The sequence below is a fragment of the Flavobacterium sp. genome (assembly GCF_031423415.1).
In the GTDB taxonomy this organism is placed as follows: Bacteria; Bacteroidota; Bacteroidia; order Flavobacteriales; family Flavobacteriaceae; genus Flavobacterium.
This window is the reverse complement of sequence record NZ_JANPFL010000182.1, coordinates 46585-67741: the sequence shown is the minus strand read 5'-3', so window position 1 is coordinate 67741 and position 21157 is coordinate 46585. Positions and strand designations below refer to the sequence as shown.

The window sequence follows — 21157 nt, the reverse complement described above, 5'->3', positions numbered from 1 at the left end:
ATAATCAAATGTTAGTACAAAATTTTAGCGAAGTAACAAGGGGAAATAAAACAATTAGCACCAAATCAGATTTAGTTGTAATTGGCGGTGGTTTAGCGGGACTTTGTTGTGCCATTGCTGCCGCAAGAGACGGGATTACAGTAACTTTAGTTCAAGATAGACCTGTTTTGGGAGGTAATGCCTCTAGTGAAGTTCGATTGTGGACGTTAGGTGCTACTTCACATATGGGAAATAACAACCGATGGTCTAGAGAAGGTGGAATCATCGATGAGATTTTAGTAGAAAATATGTACCGAAATAAAGAGGGAAACACCTTAATTTTTGATACAATCTTATTGGAAAAAGTTGTTACTGAAAAAAATATCACCTTATTATTGAACACATCTGTGTTTGATGTGAAAAAATCAGATCCCAATACCATTAGCCAAGTGATTGGTTTTTGTAGCCAAAACTCAACTACTTATGAGCTAAATGCAGATTTATTTTGTGATGCATCAGGCGATGGAATTGTAGGTTTTCAAGCTGGTGCTGCCTTTAGAATGGGAGCAGAAACAGTGGAAGAATTTGGTGAAAAATTTGCTCCGGATATTGCATATGGTGAACTTTTAGGACATACGATTTACTTTTATAGCAAAAATGTTGGTGCTCCAGTAAAATATGTTGCTCCTGAATTTGCTTTGAAAGACATTACCAAAATTCCACGATATAAAGTACTAAACGATAAAGATTTTGGCTGCAGATTGTGGTGGTTAGAATATGGCGGACGCAGAGATACCATTCACGAATCGGAAGATATCAAATGGGAATTGTGGAAAGTGGTTTATGGAGTTTGGGACTACATCAAAAACTCAGGCGAATTTCCGGATTCCGAAAATTTAACTTTAGAATGGGTTGGAACAATTCCGGGCAAGAGAGAAAGCCGCCGTTTTGAAGGCTTGTATATGATCAAACAACAAGATTTAGTAGAACAACTACAATTTGATGATGCGGTTTCTTTTGGTGGTTGGGCTGTAGATTTACATCCATCAGATGGGGTTTATGATAGCAAACCTGGATGTACACAATACCATTCTAAAGGAATTTACCAAATTCCATTAAGTACCATGATTAGCAAGAATATTTCTAATTTATTTTTAGGCGGAAGAGTAATTAGTGCCACTCACGTTGCCTTTGGATCAACCAGAGTAATGGCTACAACCGCATTGAGCGGTCAGGCAGTGGGTTATGGTGCGGCACAATGTATCAAAAACAAAATCCTTCCAGCAACATTATTAGAACAAAATCAAATAAAACAGCTGCAACAAACTTTGAGTTTGAATGGTCAAAGTATTCCTGGAATTGCTATTGATAAAAATGAAAATTTAGCCAGTAGTTCAAAAATTACTACTTCATCGAATTTTAAATTAGATAGTTTACAAGCCAACGTAAAATGGTTTAAATTAGAAATAGGTGTAGCGCAATTACTTCCATTAGAAGCAAATACAAAATACGAATACACTTTTTCATTCTCTGCCGAAAAAGTAACTACAGTTCAAGTAGATTTAAGAACTTCTGAACGACTGGGTAGTTATACACCAGATGCAATTTTAGAAAGTAAAACGCTGATATTGCAAGCAGGCGAACAAGAAATCAGTTTTTCTTTTGATACTGTTTTAACCGAAAAACAATACGCTTTTATAACTTTTTTACCTAATGAATTAGTTTCCATTCGTCAAACCGAACAACGATTAACAGGAATAGTTTCTGTGTTTAATGCGGTAAACAAAGCCGTAAACAACCTTGGCAAACAAACACCACCAGACAATATGGGTCTTGACTCTTTTGAGTTTTGGATTCCACAACGAAGACCCAATGGTCAAAATTTAGCTTTCTCGATTAGTCCTGCAATAGAATTGTATAATGCCGCGAATTTATGCAATGGTTTTGTAAGACCCTATCTTGGAACCAATGCTTGGGCTGCCAATCTTAATGATGCTCAACCAGAAATAACTTTAGAATGGGATGCTGTAAAAGAAATAAAAAGTATAAAATTATTTTTCGATACTGATTACGACCACGCTATGGAATCGTCCTTAATGGGACATCCTGAAAGTGTGATGCCTTTTTGTGCTAGAAGCTATAAAATCTTAGATCAAAATGGAACTGTAGTTTATGAAACTTCAGCAAATCACCAAACGATAAACACTATTGTTCTGCCTGAAAGTATAAAAACCAACACACTGACTATTGAATTTGAACCTTCAAACAGTAATATTCCGGTGTCAGTATTTGAAATTTTTATAGCATAATCAAATTTAAATTTTCTACCAAAATTGTTTAATAAAACCCAATGAATTTAAATAAATTAATTTTAGTTTTTTGCTTATTTTTTAGCATCGCTTCATTTGCACAAGGTACAAAGAAACTGTCATTGGACGGAAAATGGTCCTTTAAAATTGACCCTGAATACGAAGGCGAAACTTTGGGATTCGAAAAGAAAGATTTTGACACTTCCCATTGGGACAAAATGGAAGTACCAGGCAATTGGAATTTGCACAATCTTTATTCCGAGTATTCAGGTGATGCGTGGTACAGCAGAACATTTACTGTAAATGAATCGCAGAAAAATCAATTGGTTCGATTGGTTTTTGAATCCGTTTTTAACGACAGTAAAGTTTGGATAAACGGAAAATTAATTGGTGAAAATCATTTGGGTTTTATGCCTTTTCAGTTTGATATATCAAAGCATATTAATTATAATCAAGAAAACAGAATTACGGTATTGGTCAACAATATGTTCAAAAAAGGGGCAATGTGGAGTTGGGGAGGTATTCGCCGTCCTGTTTCTCTAGAAATTACAGCGCCTATACGTATCGATTACCAACACATAACCGCTATTCCCGATTTGAAAAAAGGAACTGCCGAAGTGCAACTAAAAATTGTAGCTAGTAATACAACAGCTTTGGAAAAATCTATTTCTTATACTGTTTACCTGAAGAAAGACGGGAAAATTGTAGCACAAAAAAAGGAAAGCGCCACTATTCCAGCAAATACTTTCGAGTACGAAACTTTTTCAACGATACAACTATCAAAATCGAATGTTACTTTGTGGCATTACGATTTTCCAGTGCTATATGAATCTTCAGTTGTATTAAATGAAGGAAATCAAGCGGCTCAAACTATTTCGAATCAATTTGGCATTCGAAAAGTAGAAGTAATTGGAACCAAAATTTTGTTGAATGGTGAAAGTGTTCGCGCAGTAGGATTTAATGTTTTGGCGGAAGATAGAATTACAGGAACCACATTGCCTTTTGAAAAAATTAAGGCCGATGTCGATATGATGAAAAGTATGGGCGTTGTGATGACTCGTTTGGCTCACGTTACACTTCCTGAAGAATATTTAGATTATTTAGACGAAAAAGGGATTATGATTTTCTCTGAAGTAGGTTTATGGGGAAAAGACCGTTGGGTCGATCCTGATCATCCAATGCCAAAAGAATGGTTGCAGCGCATTATAAAAAAAGAATACAATCACCCATCAATTATCGGCTGGAGTGTTGGAAATGAAATTGGTAGTCCAAAAAACAATCCGAAGACTAGCGAATATATCAAAGGTGCAGTAGAAATGTCTAAGAAATTAGACCCCAATAGATTAGCCGTTTATGCATCAAATACAGCTCAAAGCCAAGTTGATGATGCCGTAAAATACTGCGATTTGGCTTTGCTCAATTTGTACGGTGGTTTTAGTGGCGTTGACAAAGCTTGGAATCTTCATAAAATGCCTATTTTTGTTTCTGAATTCGGACAGCAATTAAACTCTGATGATCCTAATTTAGGAGTTATAAATATAAAAAAAATGATGGATGATATGCGCAACAAAGAGTATGTTTTAGGATTATCTCTTTGGACTTTGAACGATTATAGAAGCAAGTACAATGCCGAACCTCCAACAGCTGCAACCTGGACAACGCCGCCATCTCAGAATAGAACCTGGGGAATTGTAACTACTATGGGCAAGCCCAAACGCTCCTTTGCCGCTACTCAAAAAGAATATGCTCCCGTAAAAGGAATCTCCTTATCCGATATCAATAAAGAAAAGGGAACTGCAAAAGTCACGATTATTCCTAGAGCCAAATTAGACATTCCAGCCAATATTTTACGAGGTTTTAAAGTGCAATGGAGTGTTTTGGATGCTAATTTTAGTGCTACAAAATCAGGAGAAAAAGTACTCAAGACAATTTACCCTGGTGATAGCGAACTTTCTTTTGAAATTAAATGCAATCTGTCAAAATCAAAGGGAATTAAAATTGAATTTGTTGATCCACAAGGCTATATAGTTTTAGACGAAATATATTATTTTGCTGTACCCGATCAGCCTAAAATTAAACATACTGATGTGGCGAACGATGGCGTTCGATTTATTTTTGACAAAGTACCTGGAGCTGACGAATATGCGGTGCAATATCAACTAAAAGACTCCATTTACACCACGAAGAAAACCATCAATAATTTTGTAGAAATCGAGGATAAGAAAGTGAAACAAGACGTTAATTGGACGTATAAAGTAATAGCCTATAACAAATTTGGTGCTAGTACACCATCAAATGAAGTGATTGTTGCCAGAAACGAATTGGATTTACCACCCATAATTTGGGATGCGGTTAGAAATAAAACGAATATTTTTATAGGTTTCGAGGTATTACCCAAAGACGATATGTACGAAATTGAATATGGCTTTAAGCCGTCAGAATATAATAGAAAATTAGCTTTTAAAAACCAAGGTGTTGTTAGGTTGTCGAATATTCCTACTGAAACTCCTGTATATTTCAGGATGAGAATACGAAAACAAACTGGTTTTACAAGCGAATGGACGCACGAAATTAAAGTGAAATAGAAAAAAGCTATATTTACAATCAAAAAATATATAAATCAAGGATTTAACAAAAATATAAAATGAAAAAAAGCTCTTTACTTTTATTAATTGCAATTTTTAATTTGATAGTATTCCAATCTTTATATGCTCAAATTAAACTTCCAGCAATTGTGTCTTCCAATATGGTTTTGCAGCGAAATACGCCTGTAAAACTTTGGGGTTGGGCTGATGCCAATGAAAAAATCGCTATTAAAACTTCTTGGCTAAAAAAATCAATCCATATTCAAGCGGACGCTAATGGAAATTGGTTTGCGGAGGTGCAAACTACGAATAGTAAAGAAGCTCAAACGATCATTTTAAAAAGTGACGATTCAAAAATTGTTTTAGACAATATATTATTTGGCGAAGTTTGGTTGTGTTCCGGACAATCCAATATGGAAATGCCAATGAAAGGCTATGCAGGACAACCCATTTTTGGATCGGCAGAAGCAGTTGCAAAATCGAATAATCCAAATTTACGGTTGTTCTCAGTTACAAGAACTAAAGGTTCAAAAACACCATTAAAAGATGTCGAAAAATATTCGGCTTGGCAGCAAGCAACACCTGAAAGTGTTTTGCATTTTAGTGCAGTGGCTTATTTTTATGGAAGTCAATTACAGGAAATTTTAGATGTTCCAGTAGGTTTAATTCTTAGTGCGTGGGGCGGCAGTAGCGTTCAAGCTTGGATGAGTAATGAAGCTTTGAGTCTGCACCAAAAAGTAGATATCACCAACAAGGATATCAATGTAAAACCAAATTCTATACCTACTGCGCTGTACAATTCGATGATGCATCCATTGATTCCTTACACCATAAAAGGGGCTATATGGTATCAAGGCGAATCAAATATGGAAGAGTCTGCCAAGTATAAGAAACTATTTCCTGCAATGGTTCAGGATTGGCGCAAACAATGGGCTATTGGTGATTTTCCATTTTATTATGCACAAATTGCTCCTTATCTCTATAGCGGTAATGAAACAACTGTGAATAGTAAAAATTCCGCATTTTTTCGAGAAGTCCAATTGCAATGTTTGGATATAATTCCGAATTCAGGTATAGCCATTACAATGGATATTGGTGCTGAAAATCCAATTCATCCACCCAAAAAGAAAGAAGTTGCCGACCGCTTATTGTATAATGCTTTACATAAAACTTATGGATATACCTCAGTACAATTTGAAGGTCCAATTTTTAATTCTATGGAAGTTAAAGAAGCCGGGCTTTTGATAACATTCAAAAACGAAGAAAATGGTATTTATAGCTATAATGGTTTAGAAGGTTTTGAGATAGCGGGAATCGATAAAGTATTTTATCCCGCCAATGCTAAAATTATAGACCGCAAAAAAGTAATGATTTCCAGTGAGAAAGTTCCAAATCCTGTTGCAGTGCGTTACGATTGGAACAACTGGGTAAAAGGGACATTACTTAACACCAATCTTTTGCCAGCATCTTCTTTTAGAACTGATGACTGGAATGATGCTACGAAAGCTAAAAAAGAGTAACACCTAAAATTAAATTATACAAATCTGAAAACTTCAGCGCAACATCAGCCAAGCCTTATGAAGAAAAATACCATTTTAATTTTATTGTTTTTTGTAAATATTTCAATTATATCTGCTCAAAATAACTTTTTCAAAACTGCCGAAAACAGTCAGCTGTCAAAGAAAAAAGAAGTACTTTCCAATATCAAAAAAAAGAGAGTTTACAGTCTTGACGAAAAAGCAATGCGCACTTACTTGCGAGCTGCACCATTAGAATTTAAGAATAACGGTGTAGCAATTCCCTTAGAAATCCCACTACCAGACGGTACAGTGGAAACTTTCAATATGGTTGAATCACCTCTTTTATCTCAAGAAGTTGCGGCACAAAATCCTAATATTAAAACTTATATGGGTACTGGAGCAAAAGACAAAAAAGCGTCAATTAGTATAAGTTTTACTTCTGCTGGTTTTAATGCCATTATATTAAATATTGGTGGTGAAACAGTTTATTTTGATTCATATTCCAATGAAAAAAACAACATCTATTATAATTATTATACCAAGGATGTGGTACTACCTGCTGGCGATAATAGCAAATCTTGTCTTGTAACGCCTGACGAAGAAAAACGCAGTGTAGAGGACTATCAACATAAAAAAAAAGATAATAACCGATTAACAGCGCCTAACGGAACCACCTCTAGCAGTGGAACACAACTACGAACCTATAGACTTGCTGTTACTGCCAATGGACAGTTTACCCAAAAATATGGCAGCGGTACAAAAGCGGGTGGACTTGCTGCGGTTGTAGCCTATGTTAATCGAATCAGACTTGTTTTTAGAAGAGAATTAGCCGTAGATTTTACGCTGGTCAGCGGGGAAAGCCTTATATATACAGATGCATCGACCGATCCATTTGCCGATGACCCACTCTTTATTCCAATTCATACTACTATTAGCACTGCATTAGGAAATGGGAATGCTACTACCGGTAATGGCTTGTATGATATTGGTCATCTTTTTGGTTATATAAGCGGTACTGGTCGTGGTGCCGCTGCTTCTAGAGTATGTGATAGAAATGACAAGGGAGCAGCTTATTCTTTGATTGGCAACATTAACTCATACAGTCAAGATTTTTTGGATAACTTAATTCTACACGAATTAGGGCACCAGTTTAATATGAGTCATTCCTATAATAGTAATATTGAAGTATGTACCTCAAGAACTGCAGCGACTTCCGTTGAGCCAGGTTCAGGAATTACAATAATGAGCTATGGTTTCATTTGTGGTTCCGACAATCCTGCTGGACCAACTACCGCATTACTGCAATACCATTCTGTAAATTATGAGCAAGCTCTTGCCTTTATGAACACTCAGACTTGTCAGGCAACTACGGCAACAACTAATACACCTCCAACGGTAACTGTGCCAGCTGCCTTTACCATCCCGAAATCAACACCGTTTACACTTACTGGAAGTGCAACAGACATTAATAATACTGATGCATTGACGTATTGCTGGGAAGGAACAAATATAGGCACAATTGTGCCTACCTCGGCAACGCTTAACGATACAACGCAACCCCCATTTTTTAGGAGTTATGCGCCATCAAGTTCACCAACAAGAACTTATCCGGCTTTAGCAAATATTTTGAACGGTACAAACCAAGATAAAGGCGATAAGTTGCCATCTGTAGGAATTGTTACAACACACACTTTGACTGTTCGTGATAATAGTGCTCTCGGTGGTGGTGTGAACAATGCAAGCGTAAACGTCACTATAGACGGAAATGTTGGTCCGTTTTTGGAAACTACCAATTTATCGGGTATCCAAGTTGGTTCTTCGACTAAAACAATTACTTGGAGTGTAAACGGTACGAATGTAGCTACACCATTGATAAAAATTTCATTATCAACAGATGGTGGTTTTACTTGGCCAATTACCTTAGCAGCTGCAACACCAAATGATGGATCCGAAGTCATTACTTTACCAAATATTTCTACAACATTGGCACGAATTAAAATAGAAGCCATTGGTAATGTTTTTTTTGATATATCCAACGTTAATTTTACAATAGAACAACCTTTGACTGCTAATGTTACCGGTACAAATACTTTGAGCGGCACTTCCACCGGAACTGCAACGGCAACCACTTTTGGGGGGAAATTAACTTCTTCACCGATTGATTTATCCCGCACTTTCACAGTAAGCAGTTTAAACATTGATAATACTCCAGTAAATTATGGTTCAATTTCATTTCCTGCACTTCCTGCTGGAGCTACAATTAACTCGGCGTTATTAAATATAGCAACTGTACGTCCTATATCTCCTTCTTGGGTTAGAGATGTTCTTGCTTCGCTAACAGGTGCTTATTCATTAGGATATACATTAATAGCACCATCAGCTGGGAGTGGTCAAAATGTTGCGCTTGCAACAGTAAACATGCCCAATTTTGTAACAACAGGTGGGACTATTAATCTGTTAATGTATGACAACTATGATGACAGGGTTGGTGGGGTTGAAGCAACTTTTGCAAGTGCACGGATAGACGTAAATTACAATAGAAACGGCTATACCTATTTGTGGAGCAATGGGGCAACCACTCCTACCATTACAGGTCTTGCCGCAGGAACTTACACCGTAACAGTAACAGACGCATCTTTAGCAACAGCGACTGGATCTTACATCGTTCGACCAGAGTTTACTGTTGTCGCAAGTACAGATTCCAATGGTACAATATCACCTTCTGGGACTTCTAGAGTTGTAAGTGGCCGAAATGTAACCTATACTTTTACTCCAAATACTTGTTTTAAAGTTGGATCCGTTTTGGTTAATGGAGTGTCTGTTGGAGCACCATCAACCTATACTTTTAGTAATGTGCTTGCAAATAGCACAATCAGTGTTTCATACATTGCAGATCCCGCAATTACATTTAGTACAAGTACAATTACTGCTTGTACTAGTTACACGTGGCCGGATAACGGGCAAACGTATACAACATCCGGAACCTATACAGGTACTACTAAGGGTTGTACTACACAAAGGATAATTTTGACAATTACACCAAGTTCATTTCAAGACATTACAATAAGTGCTTGTAGTTCGTATACTTGGTCAAATAACAATCAGTCGTATGCAAGTTCCGGCACTTATATTGGTACAACAACAAATTGTATAACGCAAAGACTTATTCTAACGATTACACCACTTACTTTTCAAAATACTACAATTAGCGCCTGCAATACATATACTTGGGCAAACAATAACCAAACGTACACTTCATCTGGCACCTATTTTGGTACAACAACAGGATGTGTTACTCAAAGATTAATTCTGACCATAATACCAAGTTCATTTCAAGATACTACCATCAGTGCTTGTGACAATTACGTCTGGAATGGCACTACTTATACCACAACGGGAGTTTACACAGGTACAACTACCAATTGTGTTACCCAAAGATTGAACTTAACCATTACACCAAGTTCATTTCAAACCACAACCATAAGTGCTTGCGACAGTTACGTTTGGAATGGCACTACGTATACCACAACGGGAATTTATAACGGTACAACCACGAATTGTGTTACACAAAGATTGAACTTAACCATTACACCAAGTTCATTTCAAACCACTACAATTACCGCTTGCGACAGTTACGTTTGGAATGGCACGACATACACCGCAACTGGAATTTATACGGGAACAACCACCAATTGTGTTACCCAAAGATTGAACTTAACCATCACACCTAGTTCATTTCAAACCACAACAATTAGCGCTTGCGATAGCTACACTTGGTCTAATAATAGTGTCAGGTATACAACTTCAGGCACGTATACTGGCACAACAGCAGCTTGCGTTACCCAAAAATTAATCTTGACCATAACACCAAGCTCATTTCAAGACACTACGATAAGTGCTTGCGATAGTTACACTTGGTCTAATAATAGTGTCAGGTATACAACTTCGGGCACTTATACAGGCACAGTTACGGGATGTGTTACTCAAAGATTGATTTTGACTATAACACCAAGCTCCTTTCAAGACACCACAATTAGTGCTTGCGATAGCTATACCTGGTCTAATAATGGTGTAAGGTATACAACTTCTGGCACTTACACAGGCACAGTTACAGGATGTGTTACTCCAAGATTAATTTTGACTATAACACCAAGTTCCTTTCAAGACACAACAATTAGTGCTTGCGATAGCTATACCTGGTCTAATAATGGTGTAAGGTATACAACTTCTGGCACTTACACAGGCACAGTTACAGGATGTGTTACTCAAAGATTACTCTTGACCATAACACCAAGTTCCTTTCAAACCACCACAATAAGTGCTTGTGATAGTTATGTTTGGAATGGCACTACTTATACCGCAACCGGAATTTATAACGGCACAACCGCAAATTGTGTTACCCAAAGATTAAACTTAACCATTACGCCAAGTTCATTTCAAACCACTACAATCAGTGCCTGCGATAGTTACGTTTGGAATGGCACTACCTATTCCACAACGGGAACTTATAACGGTACAACCACGAATTGTGTTACACAGAGATTGAACTTAACCATTACGCCAAGTTCATTTCAAACTACTACAATCACTGCTTGCGATAGCTACATTTGGAACGATAATACGTATACAGAATCAGGATTGTACACAGGAACGACAACTAATTGTGTGACCCAAAGACTTAGCTTGACTATTAGCCGGACCACTTGGACAGGCACATCTTGGAGTAATGGTGTTCCAGATATAAACACAAAAGCTATCATTTCTGGCAACTATTCACAAGCGGCAAATGTTTCGGCTTGTAGCTTAGAAGTAACAGGTATATCTATTGTTACAGTTCCATCGGGTTATAATTTTACTATTTCGGGAAAGGTGACAGTTGCGCCTACTGCAAGTTTAACATTTGAGAATAATTCGAACCTAATTCAAATAGAAAATATTCAAAATGCAGGATTCATAACGATTAACAGAAGTAGTAGTCTTTTGAGGCGCTTAGATTATACAATTTGGTCTTCTCCTGTAACCAATGCAAATCAATACTTAACGGTTTTTTCGCCGTTAACAGCACAAACTCGATTTTACAACTATAACGAAAGCACAAATTTTTATAATGTAATAGTTAATCCTGCAACCAAACCGTTCGATATCGGCAGCGGTTATCTAATTCGCGCTCCTAATACACATCCTGATGTGCCAACACTATGGACGGGTAGTTTTACAGGAATACCAAACAATGGTACCATTAATAAACCGGTATCTTATTCCGGGTCATCTGTATTTGGTTATAATATGTTAGGCAATCCATACCCTTCTAGTATTGATGCAGATGCTTTTGTAACCGCAAATAGTGCGCAAATAGAAGGCAGTTTGTATTTTTGGCGAAAAGTTAATGGGGCATCTGGATCTGCTTATGCAGTTTACACTAGGGCAGGATCAACAAGAACAGTTTCAAGTGATATTCCTAATGGTTTAATTCAGGTAGGACAAGGATTTTTTGTAAAGGCAAAAAGTGGAGCAAATACAATTACATTTACCAATTCAATGCGATTGCCAAACAATAGCAATCAGTTTTTTAAATACGATAAAGAAGCTCACAACCGCTTATGGTTAAATTTAAGTAATGTATCAGGAGCTTTTAGCCAACTAATGATAGGATATTTTGCCCAAGCCACAATTGGCGTTGATGATTTTGATGCGAAGTATATCAATGACAGTGCAGTAGCTTTAACCTCAATATTAAATAATGAAGAATATATCATACAAGGTCGTCCAAAATTTACAGAATCCGATATCGTACCATTGCAATTCAAAACCAATATTGCGGGAGAATACAAAATTTCACTCGACCGTGCGGAGGGTGTATTTGCAAATGGTCAAGATCTATTTTTAGTAGATCATAAAACAGGACTAGAAACCAATTTAAAAGAGGATTCCTATTCGTTTGCGTCATTAGCAGAGATTTATAACAATAGGTTTTCGTTAAAGTATCAAAAATCATTAAATACAGATGTCAATCTAGTACATATTAATGATGTAAAAGTGTATAAGAAAAATGAAGAAATTTATATCAAATCAGATTCAAAAATAATCGAAGACGTGAAAGTTTACGATGTCTTAGGAAGGCAACTTGCTCACCAAAAGAACGTAAATTCTATAAGTTCGGTTGTTAAAAACGTGAAAAAAACAAATCAAGTTTTATTGATTAAAATTGTTTTGGAGGGTAAAATTGTTGTAAACAAGAAAATTATTAACTGATAAATTTTAATGATTGGTAATTGATAAGAGCTGATTTACAATTCGAATGTTATTTTTACGAAAAACACAGAGTTTTAACCTGTGGTTTGCTATATTGCAAAAGCAATTAATTAAATAGGGTTGCAATTCGTATTTTAATATTAAAAATCGAAATCAATTCTGAGAGAATTATTTTTATTGTAAGTTGTTGATATGTTTTAAAACGACTGCTTCTATGAAATGTATTGATTTATTTTTTTTCAAATTACCATATTTAATGTGATGGTATTTATATTGTAGTGGGAATTGTGTCCTATCAATACAGTATGGAAATGCGGTAAAGGGCTATGCGGAACAACCCATTTTGGCTTGCCAGAAGAAGTGAAAAAATCAAACGATCTAAATTTAAGTTTTTGCTTGTTTTAGAATTTAATGTTTGAAAACTGTTTAATAATTATCGAAAAACCTAAAAACTATTATTTAACTACTTAATAAACATACTTATGAAAATTAGAGGAATGCGTTGGTGGATTATTGTATTATTATTTCTTGCTGCGGTTTTAAATTATATAGACAGGCAAACTTTATCGGCTTTAGCGCCAACGATACAAGTTGATTTGGGTATGAATGATCAAGAATACGCTAATGTCATCAATATATTTTTAATAGCGTACACCATCGCTTACCTTATTTCAGGGAGAGTTGCTGATAAAATAGGTACTCGTGCTAGTTTATTTTTCTTTGTTGCATGGTGGTCTATTTTTAATATGCTTACCGCCGCTTCACGTGGGGTAACTTCTTTAAGTTTCTACCGCTTTGGATTAGGATTAGGTGAAGCAGGTATTTGGCCTGCCGCATCAAAGGCTGTATCCGAGTGGTTTCCAGCCAAAGAGAGAGCTTTAGCCATAGGCCTGTACACTATGGGAGCAACTATCGGTGCAACCATCGCTCCTTACATTGTTATTCCATTAGCCACTTATGATTATACTCAATCAGTTCCGGAAATTGCAAATTGGTTAGGTAACGGAACAGGTTGGCGTGTTGCATTTATTCTCACTGGTTTAGCGGGTTTAGTCTGGCTTATTCCTTGGTTAATGATTTATAGAAAGCCAGAAAAAAGCAAGCTCATTACAGCCGATGAATTGGCGATGTTGCAAACTGCTTCAAATGCTGAAAATCCTGATAGTTTAGAAAATGTAAATCCATGGTCGTGGAAACAAGTTCTTTCTTTTAGGGGAACTTGGCTGTTATTATTGGCTCGTTTAATTACTGACCCAGTTTGGTATTTCTACCAATTTTGGTTTCCAAAATATCTAAGTTCTGACAGAGGACTTTCACAAGAAGATTTAAAGATTACTTGGATAATTTATCTAGCAGCTGGTGTTGGTAGTTTATTGGGAGGAATTATATCAGGCCAAATAGTAAAAAAAGGAGTTATGCCCGTTGCAAGTAGAATGTGGGTAATGTTAGTGTGTGCTTTACTCATGCCATTGTCGCCCTTTATTGCCACTGCAGCAGGTCTAAACGCTTCATTAACATTAACAGTTTTTACGGTAATTGCAGCTTTGGCTTGGTTGATAAATATCAGTTCATTAATAGTTGATATTGTACCTAAACACTCTTTAGGTACTGTATTTAGTGTAGTTGCCGCAGGTAGTACATTAGGAGGGATTATAATGAATATGATTGTTGCTTCTATGGTTACAGGTCCTTCTGATAAACCAGCCGGTTTTTTAGATACAGCTTTTCACGCAGTACTTGATCCAATTCTAAACGCAGTGCAAGGACAAGGCTACGCAATGTGGTTTTTAATTATGGCGTTCTTGCATCCAATAGCATGGTTATTATTGAAATTTGGCGGTATATATCGGTATTCAAAAGTATAGTCAAAATATTTTTTTAAGCTAACTAATTCAAAAATGAATTACAAAAAATCCTTCAGGTTGCCTTGAAGGATTTTATTTACTAGTTGCTTTGGATCGCTCCAATGCTTGGAAGCCCTTGAATTGTATTGCCCATTATATCTTTTTCCATTTTTAAACCAAATAATAATTTTATGCTACTTTCTTGCAAAGTTGGTATTTCTATTCCTTTGTTTTGGATTAAAGATAGATTTTGCGAAATATAATCTGTAATTTCCAAACTTCCTTCCTTCAGAAATAGTGGATTTCCGAATAGTGGTTCACTATCTTCCATTTTCATATCCTTTGGCCATGTACTTTCATCTAAAAAAAGATTGTTTTTAAAAAAAACATTTTGCACTGTTGCCTTCCCGTGAGAATCTTGTTTGTTTTGGTCTCCCAAAACTTGTTTAGAATCTCCTTTGATGCAAAAGATATTATTAGCAATTACAACGCCGTTACTGGTATTGTCAATGGCAAATTTGGCTTCGATTGTAGCATCCGAAAAGATGGTGTTATTATAAAAATAGGAATTAACTGGACCCTTACGTTCTTTGTCTCCTTGGTAGCCACTTAACCAAAACAATTTGCCTTCTTGAAAGGCGCCATCCACACCTTTTATGCGGTGGCCGTCATTGATACTGATATTGTAACGGTACATACAATTGTAGTTGTTTCCGAGAATTTCGCAGAGGCCTCCGGCGTTGTACGCACTAACATTATATTGCAAGACTATATTGTCACAATTATAATCTATATGTGCTCCAGCAGAATCTCCTGGGCCATTAGCGTAAATAAATTTATTTTTTTCTATCAAAACATTAGACGATCCCCAAGTCCAAAGACCACTGCCGCGACCCCATTTTCTGGAATCATCATTGCAACCTGAATGTGATACATTGTTTTTTGAAACGTAAACAGATTCGACTTCCGACATTTGAATTCCTGGCCCGCCGGTATTTTCTATTGTATTATTTAGAAGCTGTACTTTTTTGATGTTTTTTTTATTTCCAGATAATTTTATTCCGGTATGGCAAACGCTATTGACGTGGCAATTTTCAATTGTTACATTTTCTATAGTATTTTCAAAGTTGTTATTAATTAATCGAATGCCCCAACCATATTTCTGAGTACCATTAGCGGATTTAACTTCTTCTTTTCCTCTCACAAAACCTGGATTTTCATAATACACATCATGTATATAGATGTTTTGAATCAAAATGTGCTCTACCAGTTTTGACTTGTTGGAAGTCAATAGTATGCCACATCGCATTTTGAGGCTTTCATCTTTTTTAACATATCCATTTCCGGTGAGGGTAATATTTGATATCGTAATGTAACTGCAATCTTCTATCAAAATACCATTCGCTTGGCTTCTAAAATCGATTATGGCATTTGTTTTTGAATTTGTGACATCCCAGTCAATAGCAGTGATGACTATTGGATTTTGAAGATTTCCATTTTGATTAATCAAACTTAGACTTTCTAAAAATAATTGCCCAGCAGCCAATACTATTCGGTCACCAGGCAGCAGTTTTATTTGTGTGATTCGAGCCAATGTTTTAAAGGCATTTTTTTTAGATTCTCCCGAATTCAAATCATTGCCATAAGTTGGGTGAACATAATAGTCTTTAGCGATGATTGTTTGATTCACCTGCGTTAAAAAAATAAAAATAAGTAACGTGAGGTTGTAATACTTTTTTTTCTGCAAAACAAAGAATTTTAGTGTTTAAAAAATAAATCGAGTAGATATTTTGCTGAGAAAATACCACTCGATTGTTTTAAATTATTGTTGCTAAATGGGCGTTTTCATTTAACGAGCCCAAATAGTAATTTTAAAAAATTAGCATCTTACCAGCCGGTATTTTGCGTAAGATTTTTATTTTTAAAAATTTCTGATTGAGGTATTGGATATAAATACATACGCTCTTCAAATGGTCTTACCTCTAATAATTTTATTTGATAATTAAGACTTAAATCTTCATTACGTGTAATACTCATTGCGTAAATGTTTTTTGTGTCTTCTCCAATTTTCCATCGACGCGTGTCCCAAAAGCGATGGTCTTCAAACGCTAATTCTACTCGACGTTCATTACGGATTTTTGTACGGAAATTATCTTGAGTTATAGTAGCAGGGAAATTAGGCATTCCTGCTCTTTTTCTAACAAGATTTACGGCTTGAAGCGCTGTTACGCCAAGATCAGATGCATTTGCCGGGCCATAAGCTTCATTCATAGCCTCTGCATAGTTCAGCAGTACTTCACCATATCGGAATATTACCCAACTATGCTCTCTTGTAGTGATTTGGCCAGCTTTAGGATCTAGATTTACGGCTTCAATTACATATTTTTTTAAGTAATATCCAGTTTTTGTTGCATTAGTTATTGGCAAACCATCTTTACCTCCATAAAATGATTCTACTTGTACGCCTTTCCAGATAGACCCATTTAAAATTACTGTTTGTGCTAATCTAGGGTCTCTACCACTGTATGGAAGTAAAGGATTGTAACGCGATGCTGGATCCGTTATTGGTAGTCCTGAAGTTCTCATTTCGTATGCATCTACCAAATTTTGTGTCGGACAAGTTCCGGTATTGCCTCCTTGATAACCAATAGGAAAGTTTCTGATTTCAAATCCGTTGGAAGCAGCTTCACGTCGTTCAAGGATTAATTCGGCGCCTGGAGTTAGCGAAGGATTATTTACAACACTACTGTAGCTCGGAGACAGTGCATAAGTATTTAAGGCAATTACCTCTTTTGCTGCTTTTGCTGCATTCTGCCACAATACTAGATCATTCGAAGGATTCTGTAAGGGGCTTGCGGCATAAAGCAAAACACGTGCTTTTAATGCTAAAGCTGCGCCTTTTGTAGCTCGGCCTGTTTCTTTCGCAGAGGAAAAATCAGCATAAGTAAGAGGTAAAACGGCTGCTATCGCATCACATTCACTTGCAATAAAATTGACAACTTCTGTAAAGGAGTTTTGTTTTGCATTTAATGCTTCGTCAGGTGTTAAAACAGTAGTAACGAGAGGAATATTTTTATATCGCTTTACCAATTCAAAATAGAAATAGGCTCTTAAAAACCTGGCTTCGTAAGGGTAATTTTTATATTGTTTGATTAGCTCTGCGTAATCAAGATTGTATTGCAATTCTGAAAATGTTTGACCTTCCGATTCTTTTAAAAACACATTACTGGCACGAATACCTGCGTACATATTGTTCCACACGTTATCTAATGGCTGTAAAGCACTCCAGCTTCCATCGTTGAATTTTTGAACATCCGATAAATCTGAAACGTGTTCCGCCTCATCTGTTGCAGTGGCTCGAATTGCTCCATTAATACTATTGAAGTCATTAGGCAAATAAGCATAGATAGCTGTTAGAAAACTTTTTGAACGAGCAAAATCGCTAAATACCGTTTCTTTAGTGTTAAATGATGTTTCACTATAATTTAAATCTTCACAGTTAGTGAAAGCAACTACTATTAAAAAAAATAATCCGTAGTTTATATATTTTTGTATCTTCATGAGTTCTTTTTTAAAATTCGAGTTTAATTCCTAGATAATACGAGGCTACTGTTGGATAATTTATTCCTATTGCTTCAGGATCAACAATTTTTATATCGTCAATTGAAAACAAGTTCATTCCCCTAGCGTATAATTTTGCTTTATTCATTTTTAATTTTTTCGACAAGCTCTCAGGAAAGTTATAATATACTTCAAAATGTCTCATTTTTAAATAATTTCCAGATTGTAGCCAAATATCGTTGGGTCTGTAATTATTATCATTAGACAGCATTGTTAGCCTTGGCAAGGTAGCTGTTTGTGCTGTTTCTGGTGTCCAAGCTCCTGCTGAAAATTCACTGATATTTTTTTGTCCAACTAGTGGCCAAAAAACACTTGGTGTATTTAAATAGAGTGTTTGATTTGCAATACCTTGAAGAAGTATATCTAATCCAAAGCCTTCCATTTCAAAGCCAAAATTTAAAGCATAATACAATTCAGGATTTGTTCCAGTTTTACCTATCGCAACTTCGTCGAATGCATCAATTACACCATCATTATTTTGATCTTTGTATTTTACATCACCTGGTCGCACTTGATTGAAAATTTGCTTTGGACTGCTCGCTATGTCTGCTTGGTCTTTAAAAAACCCAAGACTTTCAAGTCCAAATCGTTGACCAATAGATTGTCCTGTTCGGTATAAATAATCGTAGGGTCTGAACTCTTCATTCATATTTACAATTTCGTTTTTGGCATAGGTAAAATTACCTCCAACAAAATAGTTTAGTTTATCTACTTTGTTTTTCCACATAAAAGAGCCCTCAATACCTTTATTCAATACTTGTCCAGTATTTTCTAATGCAGCCGAAACGCCAATAATAGAGGGTAAAGTACCACTAGTAGATACTATAATATTGGTTCTCTTATCTTGAAAAGCATCAAAGTTAACAGAAAGGTGATTGAACAATTCCATAGTAACACCCACGTTTATTTTTTCTGAACTTTCGTATGTTAGACCTTCGGCGGCCAATCTTCCTTCACGTATGCCGCTGAAAGCGTTGTTGTTGATACCAAAATAATAAGTACCACCTGCATCAAAAGCTTGTTTGTCTAGATTTGGAGACATAATATCATTACCACTCATTCCCCAAGAACCTCTTAACTTTAAGTAATTTATACTTTTATTGTTTTTTAAGAAATTTTCACGATTTACAATCCAACCTGCTGAAACGGCTGGAAAAAAGCCAAAACGGTTGTCCTGCGGTAGCACATCTGTTCCGCTATACGATACAACACCATCAATAAAATAGCGGCTTTTGTAAGAATAGCTAGCTGATGACATAAAGTTTTGATGCAAAAATGTATTGTATTGACCATCATTTACACGTTTATCTTCTTGATACAAAGCACTAGCAGTTAATTGGTTCTCGTTCCACTTTGTTTCGTAATTTATTTTAGCAATACCTGTGGCTTGTCGAACTTGATCTCCAAAACTATCTGAATAGGTTAAATCTGTTGCTGTGCCAAATTGTTGAGGAGTGCCGAATACTACTGCACCATTCGCATCTCTTGTAAAAGGCACATTTTCGTATATGAATTTTCTAGTTTTATTTTCAAAGAATGAAGCGTAATTGTCATAAGCTACAGCTAATTCTGCTGATAACCCTTTGGCCCACGAGCTTAAATCTTGAATAATTTTACCATTGGCATACAATGTTCTATAGTTGGGTTTGTTAATACCTGTTGAAGAAGCTAAAGCTACCGGATTATTATCATAAATATTAGTACCACCCCATTCTCCTGAACTGGTTCGTACTGGAAAAGCAGCTGATGGTATGCTGTAAATGGCGTTCATTATACCACTCACTCGTGCATTTGGTTCATTTTGCCCACCAATATAGCCTGAAGCATCAACTAAAAATTTTGTTGTCTTTGTTAATGCAATGTCAAGGTTAGTTCTAAAATTTAGTCTATCGTATTTGACTTGACTATCATATCGATTGTCAAGATTAGTATTGTCAATTAATCCTCTTTCATTTTGATAATTTAAAGAAGCAAAGTAATTGATACTTGTTCCACCTCCCCGAAAAGTTGTGTTTAAGTTATTAGTAATTCCATAATCTTTCAAGGTTTCGTCCCACCAATCTACATTTGGATGAGAATATGGACTTAAACCACTTTTAAAGTCACGTAGGTCTAGATCTGAATAGACAGGCAAATTACCATCTAAAGCACTTGCTTGATTCACTGCATTTGCATAACCATAAGAATCAAGAAATTTAGGTTTACGAGTAGGCATGTTCCATCCCTTTTCGTAAGTGACATCAACGTGAAATGAATTAGCTTCACCTCTTTTGGTTGTAACTAAAATTACGCCGTTGGCACCTCGTATTCCATATTTTGCAACATCTGTTCCATCTTTTAAAACGGATACATTTTGAATATCGTTAACCGAAAGCGAGGCTAAGTCTCTTTCAAATCCATCAACGAGTACTAATATTCTATTACTTCCGGTTGTGCCAACACCGCGAATAAATATACTTGGGTTTCTACTCCACGGTGCACCTGCATTTTCAAGAACCATTAAACCTTTAATTTTTCCATAAAGGCTTTCTGCAGGATTAAATAAAGAACTTTTCTCTAATTTGTCGGAGTAAGCCATATCTATAGAAGTCGTGATTGCATCAACAGATTTATTAATACCAAAGCCTACATTAATTTTTTTATCTGTTTTTTTAAGTTCTATTTTTATCAATTTTGAATTAACGGAAACCGTTTTTTCTCTATCATTATGAAAAACTTTTACTAATCCAATAGGCTCTATTTCTAGAGTTACATTGCCTTCAATATCTGTCACTCCTGATTTTTCAGGATTTGTTACTGAGCCAACAAGTGCTCCAGCTATTGGTTTTTCGAATTCATCAACTACATTAATTTTCACGCTACCATTTTGAGCCGCTACCTTTTGAGTAGCAACTAGTAGTAGCAAAAAGAAAACATTTTTAATAAATCGCAAATTATTTATATTTATAAAATCGATGAAATGAGTAGCGTTAATATTAGGCAATTGTTTCTTCATTATGGCATCCTTTAGTTGTTTGGTTTTGTTTTTTTTCATTTGGTTTTGATTA

Annotated in this window: 8 protein-coding genes; 5 read left to right on the top strand and 3 right to left on the bottom strand. The window is 35.9% G+C overall.

What is annotated here, in order from left to right:
• Positions 1-8 precede the first annotated feature (8 nt).
• The 5 genes from RMO83_RS15355 (at position 9) to RMO83_RS15335 (ending at position 14510) form a co-directional block, all read left to right on the top strand.
• On the top strand, positions 9-2288 hold the full coding sequence (locus RMO83_RS15355) for an FAD-dependent oxidoreductase (protein ID WP_310560580.1): 2280 nt from the start codon (positions 9-11) through the stop codon (positions 2286-2288).
• A 41-nt stretch (positions 2289-2329) separates the two neighbouring features.
• Complete coding sequence (locus tag RMO83_RS15350) at positions 2330-4873, top strand: sugar-binding domain-containing protein (protein WP_310560579.1); 2544 nt, start codon at positions 2330-2332, stop codon at positions 4871-4873.
• A 59-nt stretch (positions 4874-4932) separates the two neighbouring features.
• Positions 4933-6393: a sialate O-acetylesterase gene (locus RMO83_RS15345; protein ID WP_310560578.1), complete on the top strand. Its 1461-nt coding sequence runs from the start codon at positions 4933-4935 to the stop codon at positions 6391-6393.
• Positions 6394-6450: 57 nt separating this feature from the next.
• Complete coding sequence (locus RMO83_RS15340; RefSeq protein WP_310560577.1) at positions 6451-12645, top strand: reprolysin-like metallopeptidase; 6195 nt, start codon at positions 6451-6453, stop codon at positions 12643-12645.
• A 482-nt stretch (positions 12646-13127) separates the two neighbouring features.
• Entirely contained in the window at positions 13128-14510 is a 1383-nt protein-coding gene (locus tag RMO83_RS15335; protein ID WP_310560576.1) for an MFS transporter, read from the top strand.
• Positions 14511-14589: 79 nt separating this feature from the next.
• Here the strand turns inward: RMO83_RS15335 and RMO83_RS15330 are convergent, their stop codons facing one another.
• From RMO83_RS15330 to RMO83_RS15320, 3 genes are all read right to left on the bottom strand, one after another.
• A complete protein-coding gene (locus RMO83_RS15330) occupies positions 14590-16179 on the bottom strand; it encodes a right-handed parallel beta-helix repeat-containing protein (RefSeq protein ID WP_310560575.1) in 1590 nt (529 codons plus the stop codon).
• A 197-nt stretch (positions 16180-16376) separates the two neighbouring features.
• The gene (locus RMO83_RS15325; protein ID WP_310560574.1) at positions 16377-18050 is read right to left on the bottom strand and encodes a RagB/SusD family nutrient uptake outer membrane protein; all 1674 of its coding nucleotides are present in this window, start codon (positions 18048-18050) and stop codon (positions 16377-16379) included.
• Between the two features lie 10 nt (positions 18051-18060).
• Positions 18061-21144 carry a SusC/RagA family TonB-linked outer membrane protein gene (locus RMO83_RS15320; protein WP_310560573.1) on the bottom strand — a complete coding sequence of 1028 codons (3084 nt, stop codon included), beginning with the start codon at positions 21142-21144 and terminating at the stop codon, positions 18061-18063.
• Between the last annotated feature and the right edge of the window lie 13 nt (positions 21145-21157).

What these genes read in the sequence shown, in the direction of transcription:
- RMO83_RS15355 (WP_310560580.1), top strand. Translation starts at nt 9, where the DNA reads ATGTTAGTACAAAATTTTAGCGAAGTAACAAGGGGAAATAAAACAATT.
- RMO83_RS15350 (WP_310560579.1), top strand. Translation starts at nt 2,330, where the DNA reads ATGAATTTAAATAAATTAATTTTAGTTTTTTGCTTATTTTTTAGCATC.
- RMO83_RS15345 (WP_310560578.1), top strand. Translation starts at nt 4,933, where the DNA reads ATGAAAAAAAGCTCTTTACTTTTATTAATTGCAATTTTTAATTTGATA.
- RMO83_RS15340 (WP_310560577.1), top strand. Translation starts at nt 6,451, where the DNA reads ATGAAGAAAAATACCATTTTAATTTTATTGTTTTTTGTAAATATTTCA.
- RMO83_RS15335 (WP_310560576.1), top strand. Translation starts at nt 13,128, where the DNA reads ATGAAAATTAGAGGAATGCGTTGGTGGATTATTGTATTATTATTTCTT.
- RMO83_RS15325 (WP_310560574.1), bottom strand. Translation starts at nt 18,050, where the DNA reads ATGAAGATACAAAAATATATAAACTACGGATTATTTTTTTTAATAGTA.
- RMO83_RS15320 (WP_310560573.1), bottom strand. Translation starts at nt 21,144, where the DNA reads ATGAAAAAAAACAAAACCAAACAACTAAAGGATGCCATAATGAAGAAA.